The following is a 24,739-nucleotide window of genomic DNA, read 5'->3' as shown; positions in this document are numbered from 1 at the left end:
TAAAAGTTGCAGATGAGTAGCTGAGAAGATGGAAAAGGCCTTCTCAGAAGCTTAAATGGGGAGAAACAGCCGAGAGACGTCTGAAATAGACGGCTCAGTTGCTGGAGAGTAGCTAAAATTGCAGATGAGTAACTGAGAAGGCGGAAAAGGCCTTCTCAGAAGCCTGAATGGGGAGAAACAGCCGTGAGACGTCTGAAAAAGACGGCTCAGTTGCTGGAGAGTAGCTAAAATTGCAGATTAGTAACTGAGATGATGAAAAGGTCTTCTAAGTAACCTTTATGGCATATGGGTTATTCCGCAGAAATAAGACCCTCAGAAGCTACTAATTCAACTAAAAGTGGTTAAAGGCTTGCGTTTGAAAAGCCGATCTGGATGGCACCTTTTGACCTAGTCTATCGATACAAGATTCGCTCGCGAGGATAGTCTCTCGATGAAATGTGTATCAACCTTGATCTTGGTGCCAGCACTCTGTTCTAACTCAATCGATTCAATAAGCAGATCCACAGCGAGATATGCCATTCTCTGCTTTTCCACATGGACGGTCGTTAATTCTGGCGAGACAATAACCGCTTCGGAGATATTGTCAAAACCGATTACGGACACGTCATCAGGTATTCGGTATCCTAGCTCGTGAAGTGTCTTCATTGCGCTGATGGCGATATAATCGCATTCACAAAATAGAGCGGTCGGCAAACGATGACCTTCCTTCAGGAACGCTAGCAACTGAGCTTTGAGCGAATCTTGGGAGGATAGGATGGTAGGCGCTACGGAAAATCTGTGGGTACTTAGAATCTCCCTGCCATGTTCTTGAATGGCTGAGGTAAAGCCACGCTTTCTCTCCTCGAAATTATGAATTCTTACATTCGATTCAATATAGCCAATGTCGGTATGCCCTATCTCACAGAGATGAGTGCCGGCCTGATAAGCGCCCATAAAATTGTTAATCTCAACAAAATGAATGGGTAGCGTATCAAAGCAGGTGTCCAAAACTACGAGAGGCGATTGAAGTTTATTGGCAATATCTGCGATTTGCTCCCTATTTAAGTTCGTACCTAGAAGGACGACGCCATTGCTTTTCTTTTCCTCTGCAACTACCCGAATATCCCTCTCCAAAAACTCCATATCGATGGAGGAAAAAAGTAAGGAATAGCCCTTCGTACGGCATCGTTCCTCTATGAATTGGATAAGTTCCCTAAAGAATGGTTGTTGGTAAAACTGCTCTAGTACGATTCCAGAGTTTGAAATGACTAAAAAGGTAAGCGATTTAGCTGTATGGTCAATGGATGGGGATTTTGCTCTAGGGAGGTATCCGCTTTCCTGTGCGATTTGCAGGATGCGTTCACGGGTTTCTGGGCTGATTCCAGGCTTTCCACTGAAAGCAAAGGATACGGCAGATTTTGAAACGCCAGCTAATTTCGCAATATCTTCCATCTTCATTATCGGATTCCTCTTTTCATGTTAACTAATTCGTTAAGTAAGTTTAGTTTACAACGATTGATAAACATATACAAGGTGAATCTAATCGGTTTAGTTTAGTTTAGTTAAAACAGAACTAAATTTTATTTATAATAGCTAAAATAAGTCGTTGACACCTGAAATTCGGGGTGTTAGGATGATTTCATAAAGATTGTTAAGTAAAAAGTTTACATCATTAAATGCTAAACTATCAATTTGTTTAGTCTATTCATTTAGTTATTCCATACTATGTTTAGTTGTTTATTCATCCATTTATCATTCGAATTTTAGAGGAGAGCGATGACATGAAGAAATTTAAACTGGGTTACGCCCCTACCCGTCGTTTTGTATTTAGCGCTGAAGATGCTTTCAAGTATAAGGTTCAAATCCGGGAGAAAATCGAGAGCTTCGGTTTGGACATCGACATTGTGGACTTGGAGGGACTGAATTCCGAGGGGCTGCTTTATGACGATCATATCAATGCGGATGCGATTATTGAACGCTTCAAAGAGGAAAAGGTGGACGCGGTTTTTTTTCCGCATTGTAACTTTGGTACCGAGGATACCGTAGCTAGGGTCGGTAAAGCGCTTGGAAAGCCCGTGTTGTTATGGGGACCTCGCGATGAATCGCCTCTTGAGGACGGTATGCGTTTGCGGGATACCCAATGTGGGCTATTTGCCACAGGTAAAGTACTGCGCCGTTTTAATGTGCCTTTTACGTATGTGACCAACAGTCGGTTGAATGATCCGGTATTTGAACGTGGATTTACCAATTTCATTGCCGCTGCGAACGTGGTTCGTCAAATGCGGAACCTGCGTATTTTGCAAATTGGGCCTCGGCCAGCTTCATTCTTAACGATGATGTGTAACGAGGGGGAGCTGCTCGAGCGTTTCGGCATCGAGATTCATCCTATTACGCTGATCGATATTCAACGGACATCGAAACAGATTGAAAAGGGAAGCAGTGCTGAGCTTAACGAAGCTATTGCCTACATCAAAGAAAAGCTTGATTACAGCGAAGTTACTGAGGATGATGTGAAACGCATTGCTGCCCTGAAAGTAGCGATGAAACAATACGCAACCAAAACCGGAAGCACAGCTATTGCTATCCAGTGTTGGTCTTCTCTTCAAGATGCTATGGGAATTATGCCTTGTCTGGCCAATGCGATTCTAACGGATGAGCAGATCCCGGTAACCTGTGAAACCGACATTCACGGAGCGATTACCTCCATCATGGTGCAGGCTGCTTCGATGAATCAAGCTCCGACGTTCTTCGCCGACTTGACGGTTCGTCATCCTGAGAATCCGAATGGAGAGCTGCTCTTTCATTGCGGTAATTTCCCTGTGTCTCTCTCGGTTGAGGATAAGCCGAAGCTGCGCAAGCACTTCTTGTTCGATGACCATGCGCCAGGTACACACGAAGGGGAAATCAAAGGCGGCGGAATAACGCTGGCCCGCTTTGACGGCGACCATGGGGAATATCAATTGTTTTTAGGGCGAGCACACGGTATCAAGGGTCCTTATACACGCGGTTCCTATGTTTGGGTGGAAGTAAATGACTGGCCGTTATGGGAAGAAAAGTTGGTGAAAGGGCCTTACGTTCATCATGCAGTTGGGATTCATGCTAACGTGATTCCTGCACTTTATGAAGCATGCCAATATATACCAGGTTTATCCCCGGATCCAGTGGATCCGACTGTACAAGAAATTCAGGCGTGGCTGCGCGGCGCTGATGTGTAAACCATGCTTTCGAAGCCAGTTTTCTGGCGAAAAACTCAGCTTATGATTACGAAGTAAGTTTTTGTTAAAACAAAAACTCTAAGGAGGGCCCTATGAACCACTCAGAACTGAAAGCAAAAGCCATCCAGATCCGAATGGATCTGCTAAAGATGATACACGGAGCCAAGACAGGACATACTGGCGGCTCCCTGAGCAATACGGATATTTTGACGGCCTTATATTATAAAATTATGAATATCGATCAACAGAATCCGAAATGGACCGAACGGGACCGCTTCATCGCCAGCAAGGGCCACTCCGTGGAATCACTTTGGTGCATCCTCGCTGACCTAGGCTTTTTCCCGAAAGAGGAACTGGGGACATTCAGTCAATTCGGTACACGTTTGATCGGCCATCCTAACAATAAGGTGCCTGGGATAGAAATGAACACTGGTGCTCTTGGGCATGGGCTTGCCATTTCGGTAGGCATGGCGCTAGCGGCTAAACGAGATGGTAAGAGTTATCGGGTATTCTGTCTCATGGGTGATGGCGAGCAGGCCGAAGGCTCCGTTTGGGAAGCGGCTATGGCCGGTCCCCATTTCAAACTTGACAATCTCGTAGGTATTATTGACCGAAATCGCCTGCAAATCAGCGGCGGCACGGAAGAAGTCATGGGGCTTGAGCCACTTGAAGAGAAATGGGCAGCATTCGGTTGGAACGTTGTTTCCATTGACGGAAACGATATGGATTCACTGGTTGAGGCTTTCGGGGCGGTGCCAACTGTACCTGGAAAACCTACCTTGGTCATGGCCAATACGGTGAAAGGCAAAGGCGTTTCCTTTGCCGAAAATAATCCTGCATGGCACCATCACGTACCGAACGATACACAGCTTTCGCAAGCATTGGCAGAACTCTCCGCGTCGCTTGAGCTATTGAGTCAAGAAGGGCAGGTGCGCTAAACATGAATACGATCCCTAACCGTCAGGTTATTTGCGAGACACTATTGAGATTGGCTGAAACCGATCCGGATATTATGGTTCTCACCAGCGATTCCCGAGGTTCTGCGGCTATGGCGCCTTTCGCCAATGCGTTTCCTAATCAATTCGTTGAGGTCGGCATTGCCGAACAAAATATTGTTGGCATATCGGCTGGTCTAGCCCATAGCGGGAAGAAGCCCTTTGTCACTTCGCCGGCTTGTTTCTTAAGTATGCGCAGCATTGAGCAGATCAAAGTGGATGTGGCCTATTCTGGAACCAACGTGAAGCTTGTAGGCATAAGCGGAGGAGTCAGTTATGGCGCCCTCGGAATGTCACACCATTCTGTTCAGGATATAGCTGTAGCACGAGCAATTCCGGGACTTGCGGTAGTATTGCCTGCCGATCGTCATGAAACGAAGAGAATGACAGAGGCTTTAGTTAAGCACCAAGGCGGCGTTTATGTTCGTATTGGAAGAAACGCTGTAGAGGATGTCTACGAATCCGATGACTATGAATTCGTCATTGGCAAAGCGGTGACGTTGCGTGATGGCACGGACCTGACGATCATTGCTACTGGGGAAACGGTTCGGGTAGCTCTCGATACAGAGAAAGCTCTCCAAGAGGTTGGCGTATCCTGCCGTGTCATTAATATGCACACGATTAAGCCGTTAGACGAAGAAGCGATTATTCGGGCTGCCGGGGAAACGGGGCATATCATTACGGTAGAAGAGCACAGTATCTTCGGCGGACTCGGCGCAGCAGTTGCGGAAGTAGTCGTCCAACATCAACCCGTTCCGATGCGTATTATCGGCATTCCGGATGAACCGGCCATCGCGGGCAAAAGCTCAGAAGTATTCAAACATTACGGGATCCACACAGATAATCTTAAGCGTGTAGCGCTTGAGATACTTGGCAAGTAGGTGGGCAGCCCATGATTGAAACCTATATCCTAGCCATAGACCAAAGTACATCGGGTACGAAGGCCTTGATCGTAGATCGTTCCGGAAGTATCATCGCCCGAAGTACAGCCGAACATAAGCAGAGTTATCCGCAACCTGGCTGGGTCGAGCACGACCCCCTTGAGATTTATAACAATTTGAAAAAAACAGCTCATCATGCCATGGAATTGGCCGGTATTGACGCCGATCAGTTAGCCGGACTGACCATCACCAATCAGCGAGAAACAGCCGTTGTTTGGGATCGAACATCAGGATTGCCCGTCTATCCTGCTATCGTTTGGCAGTGTCAGCGGACAGCGGATCGATGCGCTGCATATAAAGCTGCCAACATGGAAGATATCGTTCGCGCCAAGACGGGTCTGCTCCTCGACCCCTACTTTTCTGCAACTAAGTGGGGATGGATATTGGAGCATGCAGAAGGCGCTGGGGAGAAGCTTGAACAAGGGGAGCTTCTGGCCGGGACTATAGATAGTTGGCTCCTGTGGAAGCTAACGGGAGGCAGCGTTCATGCCACTGATTTTACGAATGCTAGCCGAACGTCATTATTCAATATTCATACACTGGAGTGGGACAAAGAATTATGTGAATGGTTCCAGATTCCGAACGCTTTACTGCCGGAGGTTAAATCCTCTAATGAAATTTTCGGCTATACACAGGATCCAGAGTTATTCTCAGCAAAGATTCCTATCTCTGGCATTATAGGTGACTCTCAAGCCGCTTTATTTGGGAATCAATGTTTTGATACCGGTATGGCTAAAGCGACATACGGTACCGGCACCTCTGTACTCATGAACACTGGCGAGAAGCATGATCAGCCTGGAAATGGGTTGGTGACTACAATTGCATGGGGGATGAGCGGCAGGATCACTTATGCGCTTGAGGCCATCATCCGCACCTCCGGCGATACGATCAAATGGGTTCGCGACCAATTGGGTCTCTTTAGCAGTTTTGAGGAGATGGAGGAATTGATTGCTCAAGCTCCGAATAACGAAGGTGTATATGTCGTTCCGGCCTTCGTTGGATTAGGCGCTCCTTACTGGGATCCCTATGCCCGGGCGGCTATTATGGGGATGAGCCGGGGAAGTGGAAGGTCGCACATCATCCGTGCAGCGCTAGAGAGCATTGCCTACCAAGTAAATGATGCGGTAGCGTTGATGCAATCTGAATCCGGCATCCGGTTGAAAGAACTGCGCGCAGATGGAGGCGCTTCCGATAATACCACTCTTATGCAGTTTCAAGCAGACATGCTGGAACGTAGAGTCATCAAATCGGAGGTTGTCGAGCTTTCTGCGATGGGTTCTGTTTATTTGGGAGGGCTAGGGGTCGGTTTTTGGTTATCGCTTGATGAGCTTAAGAACCGGGGCCAAGCTTATTCCGTCTATGAGTCAAAGATGCAGGAAAACATACGTGAACAGCATATCGCCGGATGGAATCGTGCGGTAGCTTCGGTACTATACACAAACAAGAAGACGGAGGCCTAGAAAATGACGTTAAATGAAAATTCAAAATTAGGTCAAATTTGGGAGAATCCAGCAGGCCGAGCCGTAATTTTAAAATATTTACCTCATCTTCCATGTGTTTGGTTTTTCCCCACATGCAACGAAGCAGCATCAGGCATCTATAATCCGTGACTTGCAAAAGCGCAGTAAAGTACCGCTGTTGGTTTCAGGCGATCTTGAAAATGGCGGACAAGGCGGGGCAGCCGATGGAACGAATTTGGCTTCAAATATGCAGTTGGCTGCCGCAAACGAACCAGACCTTGCAACAGCCTTTGGAGCAGCAATAGAAGTTGAGGGTTACGCTATGGGGTTCAACTGGGTGTACGGTCCGGTCATTGACATCAATTACAACTATCAAAATCCCATCGTCAACATCCGATCATTCGGCGATACGCCAGATATCGTGGAACAGACTGCGCTGCCCGTTATGAATGCTATTCAGAAGAACAACCGGATGGCTACCTGTGTGAAGCACTGGCCTGGTGACGGCATGGATGACCGAGATCAGCATAAGGTGCTGACGAATAATACATTAACGATGAAAGAGTGGCGTAAGACCTATGGCCGTGTATATAAATCGGCGATCGAGAAAGGGATCAAGACAGTCATGAGCGCTCACATCACGCTGCCAAGCTATTATGAAGAATTGGGAATCACGGATGTAAGAACTAAACATACACCGGGATCCTTATCGTACGAATTGAACACGAAGCTTCTGCGGGAAGAGCTCGGGTTTAACGGACTTATCGTTTCCGATGCTACATCGATGATTGGCATGACGAGCTTTGGCCGACGTAAAGATATCATTCCGCAATGTATTGCGTCGGGCGTTGACATGTTCCTGTTTACGAATGATATGCATGAAGATTTTCAGGCTATGCTTCAGGGCGTCCATGACGGCGTGCTTACGGAGGAGCGGCTGAATGAGGCGGTCACAAGAATATTGGCTTGAAGAGGGTAACGAAATAGATGCGGTTATTTTTCTTGTTCAGAAATCGCCAGGATTCATGCAAAATTCCATGCGTCTCTCTCCCCAGGAGACAGGAGGTCTCTTCAAATGGTACCCTACTCAGGTGCCAACCGTCTTTATCTCGCTGGGAAATCCGTATACACTTTATGAACTCCCGTCTATGCCTACGATGATAAATGCATATAACGCTACTTTGGCGGTACAGAAGGAAATTATTAGATGTTTGGTTGGCAAGCAACCGTTTCGAGGAGAGTCTCCAATTGATGCTTTTTGCGGTCTTGAGTGGGCTAAATTATAAGGTGAAAGTAGAATAGTTAGAGTAGAACCTGTCCCTTTGGGCAGGTTTTTTAGGTTATTCTATAGAAAATTAAGATTATCGGATTCTGAGTTTAAAAGGGGGGACAAGCTGCCATGCAAAAAATTGCTGTCGTGACGGACTTTGACGGAACATTGATGGAACAGGATTTTGGCGATGTATTGATGGAAGGATTAGATGTGCTAAATGAACCGCAGGTTATCCTTGCATCAAGACTTTTTCGAGAGAAAAAAGTCGGTTCTTTGGCTTGGATTGAAGCGGCATACCCCATGCTTGCAGGTCGGCAGGAGCAGGTTGATAAGCTGATTGAGAGTGTGTATTTACGGGATGGTGCGCGGGATTTTATTGATTTTTGCAAGCAGAAAGATGTGCCCGTTACGGTTTTAAGTGATGGGATGCTTTATTATATTGAGCATATTTTAGGTCGTCTGAAGGTGAAAGTGGACCGTATTATCGGGAATCCGATTACTTTTTTGGCAGATGGTGAATTTCAGTTCGGGGTCCAGAATACGAATTCAGCATGCAAATGGTGCGGGTGCTGCAAGGCAAGTGTTGTTAAGCAGCTAAAAGAGGAAGGATGGCTTGTCATTTACATTGGTGATGGCAGCAGTGACTATTATGGTTCCGGCTTTGCTGATTGGATTTTTGCGCGAGCGAGTCTTGCTAAGTATTTGAAAGAGGAAGGAACGGCCTATTATCCATTTGAGACGTTTCATGATATTTTAACCATAGTAAGACCAGCTTGGGATTCGTATCTGAGTGGCACTGCGCTTCGCCGTCTTCAAGGGAGATTTCCTGCTGCCTGTAAGTTCCCAGATTAGGATAAAACCAGCTAAGGGAATGCCACAGGCAACCCCCTAGCCAGCTAGATGTTGTAGAGTCATTCGAGATGTTCTTTGAGTGTTTCTACGAGTTGGTTTTGAATATTCGCTTCGCTATGCTGCCATATGATTTCGAAAAGCACACCTAGTCCGGGTAAAACCCGTTCTTCTCCGCCGATGGAATCCTCAATAACTTCCTGAAGCTCATTATTCGATTTATTCTGGACTCGCTGGACGATGGCCTGTCTTAAGGTGATGTTCATTCGTGGACCTCGCTTCCATTTCGTTGTCGTTATTAATATGCGCAAGTTTCAAGCCGTTCATCCTTCTACACTTCGCCACCTTTCCATGCATAGTGAGATGCCGACCATGTGTATGTTATACTATAATCATCTTAGGAATTTGGAGGACACGCCAACAGTGAGAAAGCAATTTGCGATTATTGGGATGGGAAGATTCGGGTCTAGCGTCGCTAAAACATTGTCACAATTAGGGTTTGAGGTCCTCGCTATTGATCATCGTGAAGAGACAGTTCAAGAGGTTTCAGCTTTCGTCACGCATGCCGTTCAAGCAGATTCTACGGATGAAGAAGCGCTGCGAGCTCTAGGTATTCGTAATTTTGACGTTGTGGTTGTGGCTATTGGTGAGGATATTCAAGCGAGTATTTTGACTACATTAATCCTCAAAGAAATGGGCATACCTACGACAGTAGTGAAAGCTGTAAATGATCTGCATGGAAAAGTGTTAAAGAAAATTGGCGCAGACAAAGTCGTTTATCCGGAAAGAGATATGGGACAGCGTGTGGCGCATCATCTGATCTCATCTAATATTATCGATTACATAGAGCTTTCTGCCGATTACAGTATCGTTGAGATTAAAGTATCTACACAAATGATTGGTAAAAGCCTCAAACAGCTGGATATCCGGGCTAAATATGGCTGTAATGTTATTGCGATCAAACAAAATGAACAGCTGATCATTCCGCCAAGTGCGGAAGAGCCTCTTAGAATAGACGATATTCTAGTTATTGTAGGAAAAAATTCAAATCTTCAAACTTTTGAAGTGACTTTTGCAGAGTAGGTAAAAATAAATGACAAGTATACATACGGAAATTATGTCTGTTCAAAATGCCAGAGTCAAAGAATGGGCGCAGCTTTTAGAACGCCGGGGCAGGGACAAACAAGGGAAATATATCATTGAGGGTTATCATCTGGTCGAGGAAGCATTGCGTGCGGGAGCGCCGGTAGAGACCATTATGTATAGCTTGGAAAAAGGGGTTCCTGCTGGATTAGCTGAGCAGGCCACTCCATCTGTGGAATGGGTTGGCGTCAGCCAGGCTGTGCTGGAAAAATGCTCAGATACGCAGACGCCGCAGGGGGTTTTGGCCGTTGTGGCTCGGCCGCAGCTTGGTATGGACGAGCTGCTCGCCGGCGAGCATGATCTTGTGGTTGTCCTGGACGGCGTTCAGGACCCAGGCAACCTTGGCACGATCATCCGCAGCGCGGATGCCGTCGGGGCCAAGGCTGTTGTGCTCGGCCGTGGCACGGTCGATCTGTACAATCCCAAGACGATCCGCTCGACGATGGGATCGATGTATCATCTGCCGATTGTGGAGGCAGATCTGCTTGAGCTGCTGCCGCGTGCGCGTGAGCGCGGCGTGCGGCTTGTAACCACGAGCCTGCAGGCGCAGCGCTCGTGCTACGACACGGACCTGCGGCAGCCGACGTGGCTGATCCTCGGCAACGAAGCCAAGGGCGTGTCGCCGGAGGTTGCTGCACAGTCGGATGTGCAGGTGATTATACCGATGCAGGGCAAAGCGGAATCGCTGAACGTCGCGATGGCCGCGACGGTGTTGTTGTTTGAGGCTTCGCGGCAGCGGTTGACTCCACAGCAAATAAACTCATAATATGTGATTTATAATTCAGTTTGTCACCGTTTGTAATTTATTTGATAGATTTGGAACGTAGATTTGTCACAACTAAGTCATTCCCGATGTGGCTCAAAGCCTTGATACATCGGGATTTTTTATGATCATTCGTGGAAAGAATTTTTAATAGCGAAATATTTAGTTGAAAATTACTTAGAAAATTGGTCTCGAAAATCTCTGTAATAAACGTTGTCATAATTCGTTTCGATTTGGAGGGTTTTTTTGAATGTCATTGGGGATAGAGTCCGAAAAAAGCAAGCCTTCCGTAGAAACTGTCGTTTCCATTCATTTGAAATTCGGATGTTCACTTGAATGATTGTTAAATGGAACTGAGAGTCAAAATAAATCAGTATATGATAAATCCAATTTGGGACTCAATGATTTAGAAAAACAGTTAATTAGTGCTCTAGAGAACTGGATGCGGAACCAAGATGTTTGATTAATTGATTATCAAGAAGGATAAAGGGAAACCAGATTTGAAGCCATGCCGGCTAGATTTTTATTTAGTACAAACAAGCCCCTATCATATTAAACGTATATATTTTTTAATAAACAGTAGATATAAAACTAAAATGAAGCCCTTAAAGTAATTCACTTTAAGGGTTTTTAGTTGTTAATGCGTATTAAGGTAATTTCATTATGTTTCTTCCAATCCGGTACAACAGCATAGAAAAAGGCTGCTAATCGAGTCAAGCCTTTCGCTCAACTACCGGGCAGTTTAATTGTGAATTAACAAAGTAAGCGAATTGCGTTTCAGGATCGAACTATAACATCTTAGGTTGACTATCATACATCTTGGATGTAAAGCGCTTCCAAGTGATTAAAACCTTGTTATAATGAGCTCATTAGGAGAGTTTTTTAATTGGTTGCGCTTCCATTTATGAATCATATGTCTGACAAGCGTTCTATTTAAATTAGGAAACATGACTTTTTTACAATTTGAGCAACATAATTCATAAGGCACCTGATCTAACACCGATAATTCAGGAGGAGAATGTAACTATGACTCATTCCATTGAGCGCGCAAAGACACGAAGCATCACAAGCAACATCTTCAAAGGCTCGGTTGGAAATCTGATAGAATGGTACGACTGGTACGTCTATACTGCTTTCGCAGTGTATTTCTCGTCCCAGTTCTTCCCCAAGGGAGATCCGACTAGCCAACTGCTAAACACAGCTGCGATCTTCGCCGTCGGCTTTTTAATGCGCCCGATAGGGAGCCTGCTGCTAGGCCGCTACGCTGATCGTAATGGCCGGCGTGCGGCGCTGACTCTTTCCATCTCCGTCATGGCCGGTGGTTCCCTGATCATTGCCTGCACCCCGAGTTATGGTACCATTGGCATGCTGGCTCCTATTATTCTGGTTCTTGCTCGTCTGCTCCAAGGGTTGTCGCTAGGTGGAGAGTATGGAACCTCGGCAACGTACTTGTCCGAGATGGCCAGCAGTGGCCGCCGAGGCTTCTACTCGAGCTTCCAGTACGTCACACTTATTGCCGGACAGCTGGTGGCACTGGGGGTGCAGATCATCCTCCAGCAAATACTCAGTGAACCTGATATGAAGTCTTGGGGCTGGCGTATTCCCTTCGTTATCGGAGCATTGGGAGCTTTGGCCGTATTATGGCTGCGCCGCACGATGGATGAATCGGAGCAGTTTTCAAAAATGAGTTCTGAAAGCCGGGCTAGCGCTGGAACGGTTCGGGCTTTGATGAAGCACCCTAAGGCGGTGCTGACAGTAATTGGACTAACACTCGGCGGAACCGTCGCCTTCTATACCTACACGACGTATTTACAGAAGTACATGGTAAATACTGTGGGGCTCCAAAAGGAGGTTGTCAGTTGGATCAACTTTATTGCCCTGCTGGTATTCGTCGTACTTCAGCCGCTTGCTGGCATGTTATCCGACCGGATTGGACGGCGCCCGTTATTGCTCTGTTTCGGAATCTTTGGAACATTGTTGACAGTGCCACTGTTCCTGATCCTGGAGGATACGAAGAACCCTATCGGTGCTTTTTTGCTCATGCTGGTGGGTCTCATTATTGTCACAGGATATACTTCCATCAATGCAATCGTGAAAGCCGAACTCTTCCCGACAGAAGTCCGTGCTCTTGGCGTGGGTTTTCCCTACGGGCTCACCGTCGCGGTATTCGGTGGGACTGCGGAGTTCATTGCATTATGGTTCAAGAGCATTGGAGCTGAGTCGCTTTTCTACTTTTACGTAGCTGCTTGCATTGCCATTAGTTTTTTTGTCTACTGGCGTATGGGGGAGTCTTCAAAAGTCTCCCAAATCGAAGCAGAACTCGACGCTAATAAAAAGAAGGATTAATATTGATATTTGAACTAGAGGGAAATGTGGAGAAGGCGGTCATAATTTGACAGTAAACCAAATTGTTCATATTTGAACATTTACATGGCGTTTCAAGATACCTTCGATTTTTTTGTGGATTTTAAATACCATGGCTATTGGTATTTTACAAAAGTTATTGATTGGTAGGCTTTTCCAGCCCATGGTGCACTGATTCCTCCCGTTAATATGATATTTTTAAATTGGTATCCTTTTAAAAAGTCCATTGAGAAAACAAATATTTTACTTGATCTATTAGGACATATGTACAGTAATTTATGAGTCCATTACATTGCTACCTGAACCTTGGGGATACTTTCACTACGGGTGGTGGAAATGTTGGCATTCAGTAGTTATTAATCCTCTCCTTATGATAATCTTATTAGGGTATTATAAATGGATATGTAGGATAGAAAAAATCTTATAAAAATAATATAAACCATCTTGTTGAGTAGGATTAAGCTAAACGAAGAACGAGTTAAACATCTGAAGGGCTGCCGCATGGCAGCCCTTCAGTCCGCTATGGGTAGAATAGCGTGGTAATGAAACAAAAGATATATTTAATAGTTGCGAATAGTAACGGTAATAACTTAACCGAAAAGATTGTACCAAATCGAGCTAGTTGATGAATGCTCGGTGATTATAGGTTAACCATGACAAGGCTGCCATCTCGAATGGTAGCCTTGCTTTGTTGAGAGGAAGTAAGGCTCACCATAGGAATGATGATGTTTTGTCTCCAAGTGACTACTAAAGGTGATGGGACTGAAAAGGTTGAATTAGGACAGCGCAACGCGGAAAAGCTGGGAATCAGAGGGGTGCCTTACTTTGTCATCAACGAGAAGGTCAGCCTATCTGGTTTACAATCTCCTAATGAACTTATTAGAGTGTTTGAAAATACTTAAAAAAGAAAGCGGATATTTTTTGTAAATAATTTACCTTTTGATAGGTAGGGGATTTTATAGCTATTGAGCTGACTCTCAAGGTGGACAGCGAAATTCTTAAAGCTTGATACATAATACAATTAAAATGAAAGGAGCTGCCGAGTCAGCTCCTTTCAGTGCATCAGCATTCTGGGGTCTGTTTTCAATCAAGAGTGTACAATTGTAGCATCGATAGGGTTACCCTGTGATGCAGCCATTGGAAATACTCCAAAGCTACAAGAGGGAATATCGATGTGAAAATTAATATTGTGGAATAGAAGCTCTCCCAATAGGGTGGCAGCCCATTCATGGCTGCTGCCCTATTTGCATGTTTATAACTTGCGATCAAACAGCTGAAGGACGACCCCTTGTTGTAGGGAAATTGGTTTGCGTTCTCTTCGCAGATGTTCCTACTTTTTACAGGTTGACAAATATAAACTCTAATATTAGAATAACTAATGTTAGTATATCTAATCATAAGAATATTATTAATAAGATATCTTTTCTGTGGACCCGCTTGCTGCGGTTGGCGGAATCTGCGGCTTTTGTCCATTTGATTTGGAGCAAACCTTTAAGAAAAGGAGTTTTTCAAATGAATATTCAAATATTAGAACCTGAATATCAAGCTAAAGAAGAATTCGACCGCGGCAAAATACAAGCTCAGAAACCTCTAGGTTTCTCGGGGCAAGGGGCTGCTACGGTCAGGCTTGGTCCTCTTTTTTACTGGTCTTGGGCGCATGCTGCGGCAAAAGGAGGGATCGGGCTTCATCCTCACCAGGGGTTTGAGATTATTTCATATGGCATTGCCGGTCAAGGCTTTCACAAAGACACACTCGGCACCGAAAGCGTTCTTGGACAGGGTGATATTCAACTGATGCAAGCAGGCTCGGGTATTCAACACGCGGAAAGCGTCGAAGCGGGTTACGAGGGTTTCCAAATTTGGCTTGAGCCTTACTTGAATGAAGCGGTAAGAAGACAACCGACCTATTCGCTGTTCAAGCACGAGAAATTTCCTCAGACAGGCCAGGATGGGGTAAACGTAAAGACGATATTGGGTGAAGGCTCGCCCGTCCTTCACCTGGTAACAGATGCGCGGATGTACGACGTCGAGATTCAGCCAGGAGCATCATTTATCCATAGGCTATTGCCAAACCGGACACTTGCAGGATTGTCGATTAGAGGTACAGGTGGTTCCATCTGGGTATCCGGCCAAGAACCAACCTCATTCAAGAATAAAGACTTTGCGATCGTTCAATCTGAACAAGAAGGAGAAATCAACATACGCGCTTCAGGAGAAAAGCTTCGAATGTTTCTAATTGAAGTTCCTACTGAGGTTGAATATCCTTTGTATGATAAGGCCAGATAAGGGGGATGGAGAATGACTGAACGCGATGCTGAGGGTAAGGAACTTGATTTAAAACTAATACGCGTAATAAGAAACATGGTAAAAGAGTTGTACGGGAGCTTAGAACGTGACATTGACAGCTATGGCCTCAGTGGGGAGACCTTTCAAATTTTGGAGTTTCTTTATAATAAAGGACCGCAGCCCATCCAGAAAATAAGCGACACCTTCACGATTCCAAGCGGGAGTATCACCTACGTGGTCGATAAGCTTGAGAAGAAGGGCTTCGTGGTACGGCTCCCCATCCCGGGTGATCGACGAAAAACGAATGTGACATTGACTGCTGAAGGGCGAAGCTACTTTGATAATATCTTCCCAAGGCATGTTCAAACGATCTCCGATAATTTGTCCTTCGCAACGGAAGGGGAGAAGCTCGAACTAATTCACGTGCTGAAGAAAATTGGGTATGGTATCAAGAATCGTGAAGGCAATACCAATAATGATGGATCAGATTCTTTTTGAAAGAAGGATTTTACTTAAATTTTGTATGTAGGGGGATTTGAAAATGGAAATAGGCGTAGATACATTTGTCGAAACAACTCCGGATGTTAAAACGGGTAAGACAATAAGTCATGCGGAGCGGTTGCGTGAGGTTGTTGAAGAAATCGTGCTTGCCGATCAGGTTGGGTTGGATATATTTGGGGTCGGTGAGCATCATCGTAAGGAATTTGCGGATTCCGCTACTGTCGTCGTGCTGGCTGCAGCGGCGTCCATGACCAAAAGGATACGCTTAACCAGTTCGGTTACCGTGCTCTCTGCTGTTGATCCAGTACGTTTGTTTCAGCAATTTGCCACGCTCGATGGTATTTCAAATGGTCGTGCTGAGATTATCGCGGGTCGAGGCTCTATGGTCGATGCGTTTCCATTGTTTGGTTATGATTTAAAAGACTATGATGAGCTTTACGCGGAAAAATTGGAACTATTATTAAAATTAAGGGACTCGGAGAAGATATCCTGGAAAGGAAAGCATCGGCCTGCCCTTACGAATCTGGGTGTGTATCCGCGTCCAGTTCAGAACCCTTTACCCGTGTGGCTTGGCAGTGGGGGGAATGCGCAATCGGTCATACGAGCAGGGGAACTGGGACTGCCTCTTGTTTTGGCGATCATTGGCGGGAGCCCCTTGCAATTTGCTCCGCTCGTGCCGCTCTATAAGAACGCTGCTACTCGTGCAGGACATGATGCATCGAAATTAAAAATAGCCGTACACTCACTCGGGTTCGTTGCGGAGAGTACCTCACTTGCGGTGGAAAAGTATTTCCCTCCCACTCAGGCAGTGTTTAATTCAATGAGTAAAGAGCGTGGTTGGGGACACTATAGCCGTTCACAATTCGATGCCTCATGCAGCCCAGAAGGCGCATTCTACGTAGGCGATCCCGAAACGGTGGCCAACAAAATTATTTATATGCAAAAACATTTAGGCTTCTCACGATTTTTCCTACATTTACCTGCCGGCAGCATGCCACATGAGGATGTTATGAAATCCATTGAACTATTGGGTAAGGAAGTCGCACCGCGAGTTCGGGAAGAGGTCGCAAGATGGGAAGCCGACAATGAGGGACGCGTAGAAAACCTATAACAAGGATATCTAACGTTTAGGATAAAAGAATTAAGAAATAAGGAGAGAAAGTAATGAATATTTTATCAATTATTCTTCAAGTTATTTTAGGATTAGGTTTTTTAATGTTTGGGTTTATGAAGTTCGGATCGAAACAAATGGTGGAAGGATTTAAGCATTATGGTTATCCGGGGTGGTTTAAAGTATTCACAGGAATGGTAGAAGTCATTTCAGGGGTTTTGGTTATTGCAGGTATTTGGAATGGGAAATTGGCCGCTTGGGGTAGTTTATTAATTATTATAACGATGATCGGGGCAATTTTTACTCATATTAAAATTAAAGATAATATAAAACAAATGATGATGCCAATTTTTTTATTAATTTTAGGATTAGTAGTGATACTGATAAACTTTGGAATTATACTCTAATAAACCATTAGGACCATTCGAATAAAAAAGATCATCTACAAACTGTCAAATGAATGATTTGGAATAATTCTTACAATAGGCTGACCTGAAACGTAAAAATTCGGGTCGGCCTCTTTTTGGAAGGGAAAATAGTAATCCAATCATTATTCTGACATCGCCTTTGTTATCTAGTTTTGATATACCAGGTATCGAGTCTTTTCATAACCAAAATAGATCACTTTATGATAACCTAGTCTACAAGGTATTCAAGATACTTTTAAATATATCAAATAATTCCATGCGATGAAGAGAATAAAGCACAAGGGCTCTTATGTCCAGAGAGCAAAGGATTTGGTGGAAGCTTTGCCTTAAACCCTTGTACGGTCACCTCGGAGCCTTTGAGTGAAAACCAGATTGAACCTTAAACCTGGTAATAAGCTCAAACGTTTAGCACACGTTATTATGCTAGAGGTCAAAGAGTTTACTTTGACTTCATGAGGCTGGAAGTCATGAGATTTCCGGTGAATCTGGGTGGTACCACGAAATGATCCTTTCGTCCCTAATCGCTGTGTAACATTGCGGTTAGAGATGGAAGGATTTTTATATTTTAGAAAATTGGAGGTAAAAACCATGATTAAGATTGAGGGACAACACTCGAAGCATGAATGGCTTACTAAGCTAATGAAGAGCGATATGATAACAGGATCGGAGGCGCTTATCAGAAGCTTGTTAATTGAAGGTGTCGATACTGTTTTTGGGATTCCAGGAGGAAGTGTCCTAAACATTTACGACGCCATTCATGACATTCCAGGGTTTAAACATATTTTAGCTCGTCATGAGCAGGGGGCAATTCATGCTGCAGACGGCTATGCGCGCGCTACAGGAAAAGTTGGGGTTTGCTTTGCAACATCGGGACCTGGGGCAACTAATCTAGTTACGGGTATCGCCACTGCTAATATGGACTCTGTTCCATTAGTTGTGATTACAGGAAATGTTCCGACGCCATTACTTGGTACAGATGCGTTTCAGGAAGCGGATATTACCGGCATCACAATGCCTATCTCGAAGCACAACTATTTAGTTCGTGATGTCAATGAGTTACCAAAGATTATTCATGAAGCATTTTATATTGCTTCCACTGGACGAAAGGGGCCGGTTTTGATAGATATTCCAAAGGATGTAACGAGCCAAACGATGATCTTTCAATATCCGTTAGGTATTCCTAAGATTAAAGGGTACCACCCGGACATCCATCCGAATGTGACACAAATCGAAAAATTACTCATGGCTATCGAAGAAGCCGAACGCCCTGTCATTCTGGCTGGCGGGGGCGTCATATATTCGGACGCTTCCAAGGAATTACTCGAATTTGTAGAAAAAACCCGGATACCAGTTACGACGACATTGCTTGGTTTAGGAGGATTTCCAAGTGCACATAAATTATGGATGGGCATGCCGGGGATGCATGGAACATACACAGCCAATAAAGCCTTACAAAATTGCGATCTTCTCATCAGTATTGGAGCTCGCTTTGACGACAGAGTAACGATGAAAACGAGTGGATTTGCTCCTAAGGCGAAAACTATCGCGCATATTGATATCGATCCAGCAGAAATTGGGAAAATCGTTCAAACGGCGATCCCTTGTATTGGCGATGTGAAATCCGTGCTTCAACAGGTTAACGTTCATGCGAAACCGGTAAAATCAGAAGCATGGATGACAGAAATTCAAGAAAACCAAAAAAAGAATCCTCTTCGTTATACGGATTCGGAAATAACTTTAAAACCACAATTCGTTGTTGAAATGATCAGCGAAACGACCAATGGCGAAGCGATAGTCACTACGGACGTAGGGCAGCATCAAATGTGGGCGGCTCAATTTTATAAGTTTAAGCATCCGCGTTCGATCATTACCTCAGGTGGACTTGGAACAATGGGCTTTGGTTTACCTTCGGCGATAGGGGCACAGGTAGGTTCCCCAGACCGACTCGTGGTGTCCATCAATGGCGACGGAGGGATTCAAATGAATGCACAAGAGCTTGCGATTTGCGCTATTCATAACATTCCCGTGAAGATCGTTATTCTGAATAATCAAGTCCTCGGCATGATACGGCAATGGCAAGAAATCATTTACGATAGTCGCTTTAGTCATATGGACCTCTCTGGTAGTCCAGATTTCGTAAAACTGGCTGAAGCCTATGGTGTTAAAGGGCTCAGGGCAACAAATAAAGAAGAGGCTCGTCAGGTGTGGAAAAAAGCTCTTGAAATACCGGGCCCTGTACTTATTGATTTTGTTGTCAGTCAGGAAGAGAATGTTTTTCCAATGGTTACTCCGGGTTCCACGATAGATGACATGATTATGGGGGATGAAAGATGAAACGTCACACGATTTCTGTTCTTGTAAACAACCATCCGGGTGTTTTACAGAGAGTTGCTGGATTATTCGGACGCCGCGGTTTCAACATTGACAGTATAACTGTAGGCCAGTCAGAAGAAACTGGATTGTCCCGCATGATCATTGTTACGTCTGGGGATGATAAAATGCTCGAACAAGTGCAAAAGCAGCTTAATAAACTAATCGATGTTATTCAAATTGTTGAATTAACCGCTTATCCGCTGGTTGACCGCGAGCTTGCACTTATCAAAGTAAGTGCTGTGTCCAAAATGAAACCGGTCATTTCAAGTATTGTTGAACCCTTTCGTGCTTCTATAGTCGATATTGGATTGGAAAGTCTGATAATTCAAGTTGTTGGCGATCAGGATAAAATTAATTCATTAATTGAGCTGCTGAGACCCTATGGCATCTTGGAACTGACTCGTACAGGTTTGACGGCTATGACTCGTGGAGAGGTCGTAAGTGGTAGTCTTATCTATAGGAATAATAGAAACAACGATATTGATCACTTTTCGGGCCAAGGTTAAAATTAGGCAATCGTTGCAGAAGGGTGGAGCTTGGACATTTGGTATCTATCGAATATGGAGCTTGCCTTAGGTGTAGTGGTAGCTGTTAGATGTGGGAGATTAATTGGTTTGAGGTAGAACAGTACATCCGGCCATTGGATAATACGAAAGAAAGGATGGAAGTAGATGAACCATACTACGCTTCAATTTGACATCGATTTTGAAAATGCTATTTTTTTTGGTTATTATGTGATGGTTGTAACTGATGAGAAAGCCTCAGGTGGGGGATTAATAGAAAGTTATGACGAAAAGTACGTTTGGATAAACGGCAGGGAACATTTACGTACACAATCATCGTTCAATCATATGCCTCCACCTGAAGTGCATATGATTTTTCCTAATTAAACCAAACAATTAGTTAATTGGATAAAAAAATAAAAAGGAATTGGTGACTTTCTATGCAAACAATAGCTGCCGTACAGAAACAAAGTAGGATCGGTTCCGTGCAATTCTTGCCAGTTAATTTATTCGCGTCAGTTATGGGTATTTCAGGTTTGTCTTTGGCTTGGCGACAAGCGAGCAAGCTATTTGGGACTTCCCCCGTCATCGCTGATATTATTGGAATCGTTGCGATTCTTATGTTTATCGCGTTAAGCATAGGTTATATTTCAAAATGGGTTCTATACCCTCAGAAAGTGGCAGGCGAATTTACGCATCCTATCTTAGGGAACTTTTTTGGTACAATCACGATTTCGATTCTATTGCTTTCTTCTGTGCTAGGTACCTACAGTCAAGTATTAGGCCAAACGGTTTGGATCATCGGAACGGCGACCACTTTAGTGCTTAGTTTTGTCTTCGTTTCGCGATTGTTAAATGGGAATCAAGAACCGGCAAATGCGGTTCCTGCATGGATTATTCCTGTAGTGGCTACACTCGACGTTGGCGTCGCCGGCGGAACGATGCCGTTTCCTTGGGCGCATGAAATCAACCTATTGTGCTTAGCGATAGGCGGTATTGTTGCTTTAGTTTACTTTGTCATTATCGTATCCAGATTGATCCATCATGCTCCAATGCCAGCTGGAATGACGCCTTCGATGCTCATTTTGATTGCACCATTTGAGGTTGGCTTTCTTAGTTATACAAACTTCATGCAACAAATTGATCAGTTTGCATCAATATTGTTTTACTTTGGCTTATTTTTATTCATCGTCCTGTTCTTTAAAGTCTTCAAAAAGTCTGTACCGTTCGGCGCTTCTTGGTGGGGTGTAAGCTTTCCGATGGCTGCGCTCAGCAACGCTGCTTTGGAGTATGCACTGTTCGTGCATTCCTGGCTGTTAATCGCCATCGCCGCGATCATTCTGGTATTGCTTAGTATCGTTCTGATCGTTCTGTTTATTCGAACGCTGAACATTCTGTTCAATGGCAAATTGCTTAGAGGATAATTCAGGTTTCAAATAAAGGTAGTAATCGTGCACAGTGCACAAATTAGTTCGTCATGAGTCCCTTTTCGAAATATCGGAAAGGGACTCATTACAACACGAGAAGAATCAATCGGACAAACAGCAAGTTAACTTCAAAACCTTATCGTGATAGTGAGGTTTTCGCATGTATTGTCCTCCTGTCAGTAACAAATAATAACAACCATTAGTGGCATGTTTACGTGAAGCAAGAAACAGGAGGTGAATGAGGATGGAATTAAGACAACTAGAATATTTCATGACGACTTGCGAAGAACTCCATTTCACTCGGGCTGCAAATAAGCTTGGAATTACACAGCCTACGTTAAGTCATCAAATTAAGGCGCTTGAGAACGAGCTTGGTGTTCAATTGTTTGATCGAATCGGTAAGAAGACGATGATCACAGAAGCGGGGATGATCTTGTATCAGCAATCCCATAAAGCTATAGGATCATTGGCAAGTGCACGCGAGCAAATTCAAGAGCTTCAGAAAGTAGAACGCGGCACTTTATCGATTGGCGCCTTGCCGGGTGAATTAAATGAACTCGTTTCATCACTTTTAACCGACTATCATCGCAATTATCCGAATATACGCATAAAGTTGATTGCTAATGAAGATGTCGTTGAACGGGTCCTGCAAAATGAACTCGACTTTGCCATCTCCATTTTACCTGTAGAACATGATAAATTGGCGATTAAGCCTCTCTACAGAGAAGTTTTCTTTTTCGTGACTACCGCTAACCATCCTTTGGCCAGCTACCCTCAAATTAATTTTGAGGAATTAGTAACAACTCCCATTGTGATGTTTCCTGAAACACACCGATGCCGACAACTGATTGATTCTACTTGTCAAAATGCAGGTCTAGAATTAAAGCCTTTTATTGAAACGACAACGATCGATTCTTTATTTAATTTAGTAAGGTCTGGGATGGGGTCTACTATTCTATCTAAAACATTAATCGAGATGTATCAATATGAGGATTTGATCATCATTCCAATCCTAAACCCAACGCTCTGCCGAGAAGTAGGGATTGTTTATCATAAAGATAAGTATTTGGGGCGGGCAGCCAGCGGATTTATCGATATTGTTGTTTCTTACATTAAGTCTATTAAGAAGGAAGAACCTACAGTATATTGCGATCAGGAAGCAAAATGAGATCGGACAAGAGGTATCATGGTATGAATGATTCAGTTGTAAAAAAAATAACGAATAGTTCAAAAAGGAAGTCATTATTTCATTTTACGAGAGTCCGAAATTTGCCTTCAATTGTGCATCTCGATGCTTTGTATTCATGTAATAAGGTTGATCCTACTTTATCGAATGAAAGACGGATAGTGAGTAGAGAAATTCATTTTCACGGAAATGTTTTTATAGCAAACGCTCATCTACGAATTGCAGATCAAGTTATGGATGCAAAAACAACTCATCGGCAATTTCATAATTATCTGGATCAGCACGTATTTTTTTGGCCGACGCAAAGAGATTGTCAAAAAATGCTGGAGATTTATTCAAGAAGAGAACCAGATGAAGCATTTGCTATCCTTCAATTGGATGCACATTCATTGCTTTGTGACTTCTATGACACTGTTAAGTTGTCTAAGTACGATTCGGGAAGCTCACCTCGTTACCCAACTCGTTGTTCCTATAAAAAAAGTTTGCAAATGTTTTTGCCACTAGACCAATTCGAGATCGTGCGGGAAAATGATGTGCCTTCAAAACCTTCTGAGATACGCGAGGTCCTTGTGGAAGAGAAAGTAACGAACTTGTCCCGTTATTTACAGGCCGTTTATTGCAAAAATATGGAGGAGATTCCCGAAAGATTGAGGAAGTATGCACAATCTTTTCAGGATTTTAAGAATCGAGTCATTATGTAGGATCGCGTAATAAGGGATGGTAGGCGTATAAAATCCATTTGTCAACGGATAATACGTATGATTATCCAATTCAAGAGTCAGAACGTCGATATCGATAACGATTTTGAACAAGCCTATTAAGGATTGAACTGAAATCTCAAATGACAAAGGAATCAGTACATTTTCGTCATAGTAATGGACTGGTCTCGACAAGGAGAACGATTGAAATGATTTGGAATATCCTAAAATCCAGAAGTTTTTTATCAGCATACATTTTAGTCATTCTTATGCTTGTTGCTGCTGTAGTTCTACAACAAAAGGATATACTCTTCCCAGAAATTGCTGGTATGGCCATGGGGGTTATGGTGTTTCCTGTACCGCATTGGATGAAGAAGCCGGTTCACCTGTGGCTTTCCCCAACATTAGGTGCATTCATTGGCACCTCTTTGAACGATTTGTCCCTAATGCCTCTGCCGAAAATTTTGTTTGGTCTTGTGATTATTGTCATTCTAATGCATATATTTCGCGTCAATTTTGGACCAACGATTCCTGCTACATTGCTGCCGATCTTTTTAGGTCTACATGACTATGTTTTTGCAATCACAACTGCTGTTTTTACGTTTGTGATTATGTTGGCTGCTTTTAGATTGAGAAATCCAGAAAAGTTGTCTGGTGGTCCGCAGAATTTTCGAAAGAAAACGGATACGGTTATCATAACCATTGTTTTAGCTCTTTGGATTGGGCTGGCATTCTCTACAAGACTAGAAGTTTTAGTAGTTCCACCTGTATTTGCCCTGATTTTTGAGGTGTTTCATGCTGAGAAATTCACTTGGAAATTGATTCCACCCCGTTTAGCGGTATTGACGATAACGGCTATTCTTTCAGTCGGAGTCTATCACTTGTTGGCAGGTTCAATCATTTGGGTTGGTGTCGTTAATGTTTTGATTACACTCATTCTTTGTAATTTGTTTAAAGCACCTGTTCCTGTTGCATTTGGTGTCTCGTTGATGCCACTTATATTCACAGTATGGGGGACCTGGGGTTTTCCAGTTGGTGTCTTTGTTACAACAGGAGTTTTGATGTGTATTTCTGCAGCATACCGTCAGTTCAGAAACAACAAAGTTTAGATATCTGAATTTGAGATGCCCGACATCATTATTCTGTATTATGCAGGATAACAGAATCATTGTATGATGAATGAGCAGATCAGAAGATCTGATATTTTTTAAAATAAAAACTACCTTTTAATAGGTAGATAAAGG

The 24,739-nt window shown here is 43.9% G+C and carries 24 protein-coding genes and 1 other annotated feature; of the genes, 22 read left to right on the top strand and 2 right to left on the bottom strand.

From position 1 onward, the window contains the following. Positions 1-387: 387 nt before the first annotated feature. Positions 388-1,437 (bottom strand): LacI family DNA-binding transcriptional regulator, encoded by a 1,050-nt coding sequence (locus tag QFZ77_RS35075; RefSeq protein ID WP_307447844.1) that lies wholly within the window; start codon positions 1,435-1,437, stop codon positions 388-390. A gap of 323 nt (positions 1,438-1,760) precedes the next feature. On the opposite strand from QFZ77_RS35075, the gene QFZ77_RS35070 reads away from it, so the two are divergent. From QFZ77_RS35070 to QFZ77_RS35035, 8 genes are all read left to right on the top strand, one after another. Beyond that, on the top strand, positions 1,761-3,194 hold the full coding sequence (locus QFZ77_RS35070; RefSeq protein WP_307447842.1) for an L-fucose/L-arabinose isomerase family protein: 1,434 nt from the start codon (positions 1,761-1,763) through the stop codon (positions 3,192-3,194). Positions 3,195-3,286: 92 nt separating this feature from the next. After that, the gene (locus QFZ77_RS35065) at positions 3,287-4,132 is read left to right on the top strand and encodes a transketolase (RefSeq protein ID WP_307447839.1); all 846 of its coding nucleotides are present in this window, start codon (positions 3,287-3,289) and stop codon (positions 4,130-4,132) included. Positions 4,133-4,134: 2 nt separating this feature from the next. Next, entirely contained in the window at positions 4,135-5,070 is a 936-nt protein-coding gene (locus QFZ77_RS35060; RefSeq protein ID WP_307447836.1) for a transketolase family protein, read from the top strand. Positions 5,071-5,081: 11 nt separating this feature from the next. Next, positions 5,082-6,590 carry a glycerol kinase GlpK gene (gene glpK / locus QFZ77_RS35055; protein ID WP_307447833.1) on the top strand — a complete coding sequence of 503 codons (1,509 nt, stop codon included), beginning with the start codon at positions 5,082-5,084 and terminating at the stop codon, positions 6,588-6,590. Between the two features lie 3 nt (positions 6,591-6,593). Then, on the top strand, positions 6,594-6,740 hold the full coding sequence (locus QFZ77_RS35050) for a hypothetical protein (protein ID WP_307447830.1): 147 nt from the start codon (positions 6,594-6,596) through the stop codon (positions 6,738-6,740). Between the two features lies 1 nt (position 6,741). Then, positions 6,742-7,560, top strand: coding sequence for a glycoside hydrolase family 3 protein (locus QFZ77_RS35045; protein WP_307447827.1), 819 nt, complete (start codon positions 6,742-6,744; stop codon positions 7,558-7,560). Further along, entirely contained in the window at positions 7,532-7,876 is a 345-nt protein-coding gene (locus tag QFZ77_RS35040) for a hypothetical protein (RefSeq protein WP_307447824.1), read from the top strand. Before QFZ77_RS35045 ends, QFZ77_RS35040 begins: the two co-directional genes overlap by 29 nt. A gap of 113 nt (positions 7,877-7,989) precedes the next feature. Beyond that, positions 7,990-8,715: an MtnX-like HAD-IB family phosphatase gene (locus tag QFZ77_RS35035; protein ID WP_307447819.1), complete on the top strand. Its 726-nt coding sequence runs from the start codon at positions 7,990-7,992 to the stop codon at positions 8,713-8,715. Between the two features lie 59 nt (positions 8,716-8,774). On the opposite strand, the gene sspI is transcribed toward QFZ77_RS35035, so the two are convergent. Continuing rightward, complete coding sequence (sspI, locus tag QFZ77_RS35030; protein WP_057307674.1) at positions 8,775-8,978, bottom strand: small acid-soluble spore protein SspI; 204 nt, start codon at positions 8,976-8,978, stop codon at positions 8,775-8,777. A 112-nt stretch (positions 8,979-9,090) separates the two neighbouring features. Between sspI and QFZ77_RS35025 the strand changes: the two genes are divergently transcribed. The 14 genes from QFZ77_RS35025 to QFZ77_RS34960 all read left to right on the top strand — a co-directional run bounded on the left by QFZ77_RS35025 (position 9,091) and on the right by QFZ77_RS34960 (position 24,604). Then, the gene (locus QFZ77_RS35025; RefSeq protein ID WP_307450068.1) at positions 9,091-9,795 is read left to right on the top strand and encodes a potassium channel family protein; all 705 of its coding nucleotides are present in this window, start codon (positions 9,091-9,093) and stop codon (positions 9,793-9,795) included. A 10-nt stretch (positions 9,796-9,805) separates the two neighbouring features. After that, entirely contained in the window at positions 9,806-10,621 is an 816-nt protein-coding gene (locus QFZ77_RS35020) for a TrmH family RNA methyltransferase (RefSeq protein ID WP_307447816.1), read from the top strand. 1,023 nt (positions 10,622-11,644) lie between these two features. Continuing rightward, complete coding sequence (locus QFZ77_RS35015) at positions 11,645-12,964, top strand: MFS transporter (RefSeq protein WP_307447813.1); 1,320 nt, start codon at positions 11,645-11,647, stop codon at positions 12,962-12,964. A gap of 1,530 nt (positions 12,965-14,494) precedes the next feature. Next, entirely contained in the window at positions 14,495-15,268 is a 774-nt protein-coding gene (locus QFZ77_RS35010; protein WP_307447810.1) for a pirin family protein, read from the top strand. 12 nt (positions 15,269-15,280) lie between these two features. Continuing rightward, positions 15,281-15,766: a MarR family winged helix-turn-helix transcriptional regulator gene (locus tag QFZ77_RS35005; RefSeq protein WP_307447807.1), complete on the top strand. Its 486-nt coding sequence runs from the start codon at positions 15,281-15,283 to the stop codon at positions 15,764-15,766. 43 nt (positions 15,767-15,809) lie between these two features. Further along, a complete protein-coding gene (locus QFZ77_RS35000; protein ID WP_307447804.1) occupies positions 15,810-16,880 on the top strand; it encodes an LLM class flavin-dependent oxidoreductase in 1,071 nt (356 codons plus the stop codon). A gap of 53 nt (positions 16,881-16,933) precedes the next feature. Next, the gene (locus tag QFZ77_RS34995) at positions 16,934-17,287 is read left to right on the top strand and encodes a DoxX family protein (protein WP_307447802.1); all 354 of its coding nucleotides are present in this window, start codon (positions 16,934-16,936) and stop codon (positions 17,285-17,287) included. A 273-nt stretch (positions 17,288-17,560) separates the two neighbouring features. Continuing rightward, positions 17,561-17,830: a binding site (T-box leader), on the top strand. Positions 17,831-17,896: 66 nt separating this feature from the next. Continuing rightward, the gene (gene ilvB / locus QFZ77_RS34990) at positions 17,897-19,642 is read left to right on the top strand and encodes a biosynthetic-type acetolactate synthase large subunit (protein WP_307447799.1); all 1,746 of its coding nucleotides are present in this window, start codon (positions 17,897-17,899) and stop codon (positions 19,640-19,642) included. After that, the gene (ilvN, locus tag QFZ77_RS34985) at positions 19,639-20,187 is read left to right on the top strand and encodes an acetolactate synthase small subunit (RefSeq protein WP_307447796.1); all 549 of its coding nucleotides are present in this window, start codon (positions 19,639-19,641) and stop codon (positions 20,185-20,187) included. The genes ilvB and ilvN overlap by 4 nt, the downstream gene beginning before the upstream one ends. Positions 20,188-20,352: 165 nt before the next feature. Beyond that, on the top strand, positions 20,353-20,571 hold the full coding sequence (locus tag QFZ77_RS34980) for a hypothetical protein (RefSeq protein ID WP_307447794.1): 219 nt from the start codon (positions 20,353-20,355) through the stop codon (positions 20,569-20,571). Positions 20,572-20,624: 53 nt separating this feature from the next. Next, entirely contained in the window at positions 20,625-21,608 is a 984-nt protein-coding gene (locus tag QFZ77_RS34975) for an SLAC1 anion channel family protein (protein ID WP_307447790.1), read from the top strand. Between the two features lie 247 nt (positions 21,609-21,855). Further along, on the top strand, positions 21,856-22,779 hold the full coding sequence (locus tag QFZ77_RS34970; protein WP_307447787.1) for a LysR family transcriptional regulator: 924 nt from the start codon (positions 21,856-21,858) through the stop codon (positions 22,777-22,779). A 23-nt stretch (positions 22,780-22,802) separates the two neighbouring features. Further along, positions 22,803-23,498, top strand: a complete 696-nt coding sequence (locus tag QFZ77_RS34965; RefSeq protein WP_307447784.1) for a DUF7002 family protein — start codon at positions 22,803-22,805, stop codon at positions 23,496-23,498. Between the two features lie 206 nt (positions 23,499-23,704). After that, on the top strand, positions 23,705-24,604 hold the full coding sequence (locus QFZ77_RS34960; protein ID WP_307447781.1) for a hypothetical protein: 900 nt from the start codon (positions 23,705-23,707) through the stop codon (positions 24,602-24,604). The last annotated feature ends 135 nt before the right edge of the window (positions 24,605-24,739 follow it).

Origin of the sequence: Paenibacillus sp. V4I3 (assembly GCF_030817215.1) — a bacterium.
Taxonomy (GTDB): Bacteria; Bacillota; Bacilli; order Paenibacillales; family NBRC-103111; genus Paenibacillus_E.
Note: the sequence above shows the minus strand (reverse complement) of the source record. Positions and strands in the feature narration are given on the sequence as shown.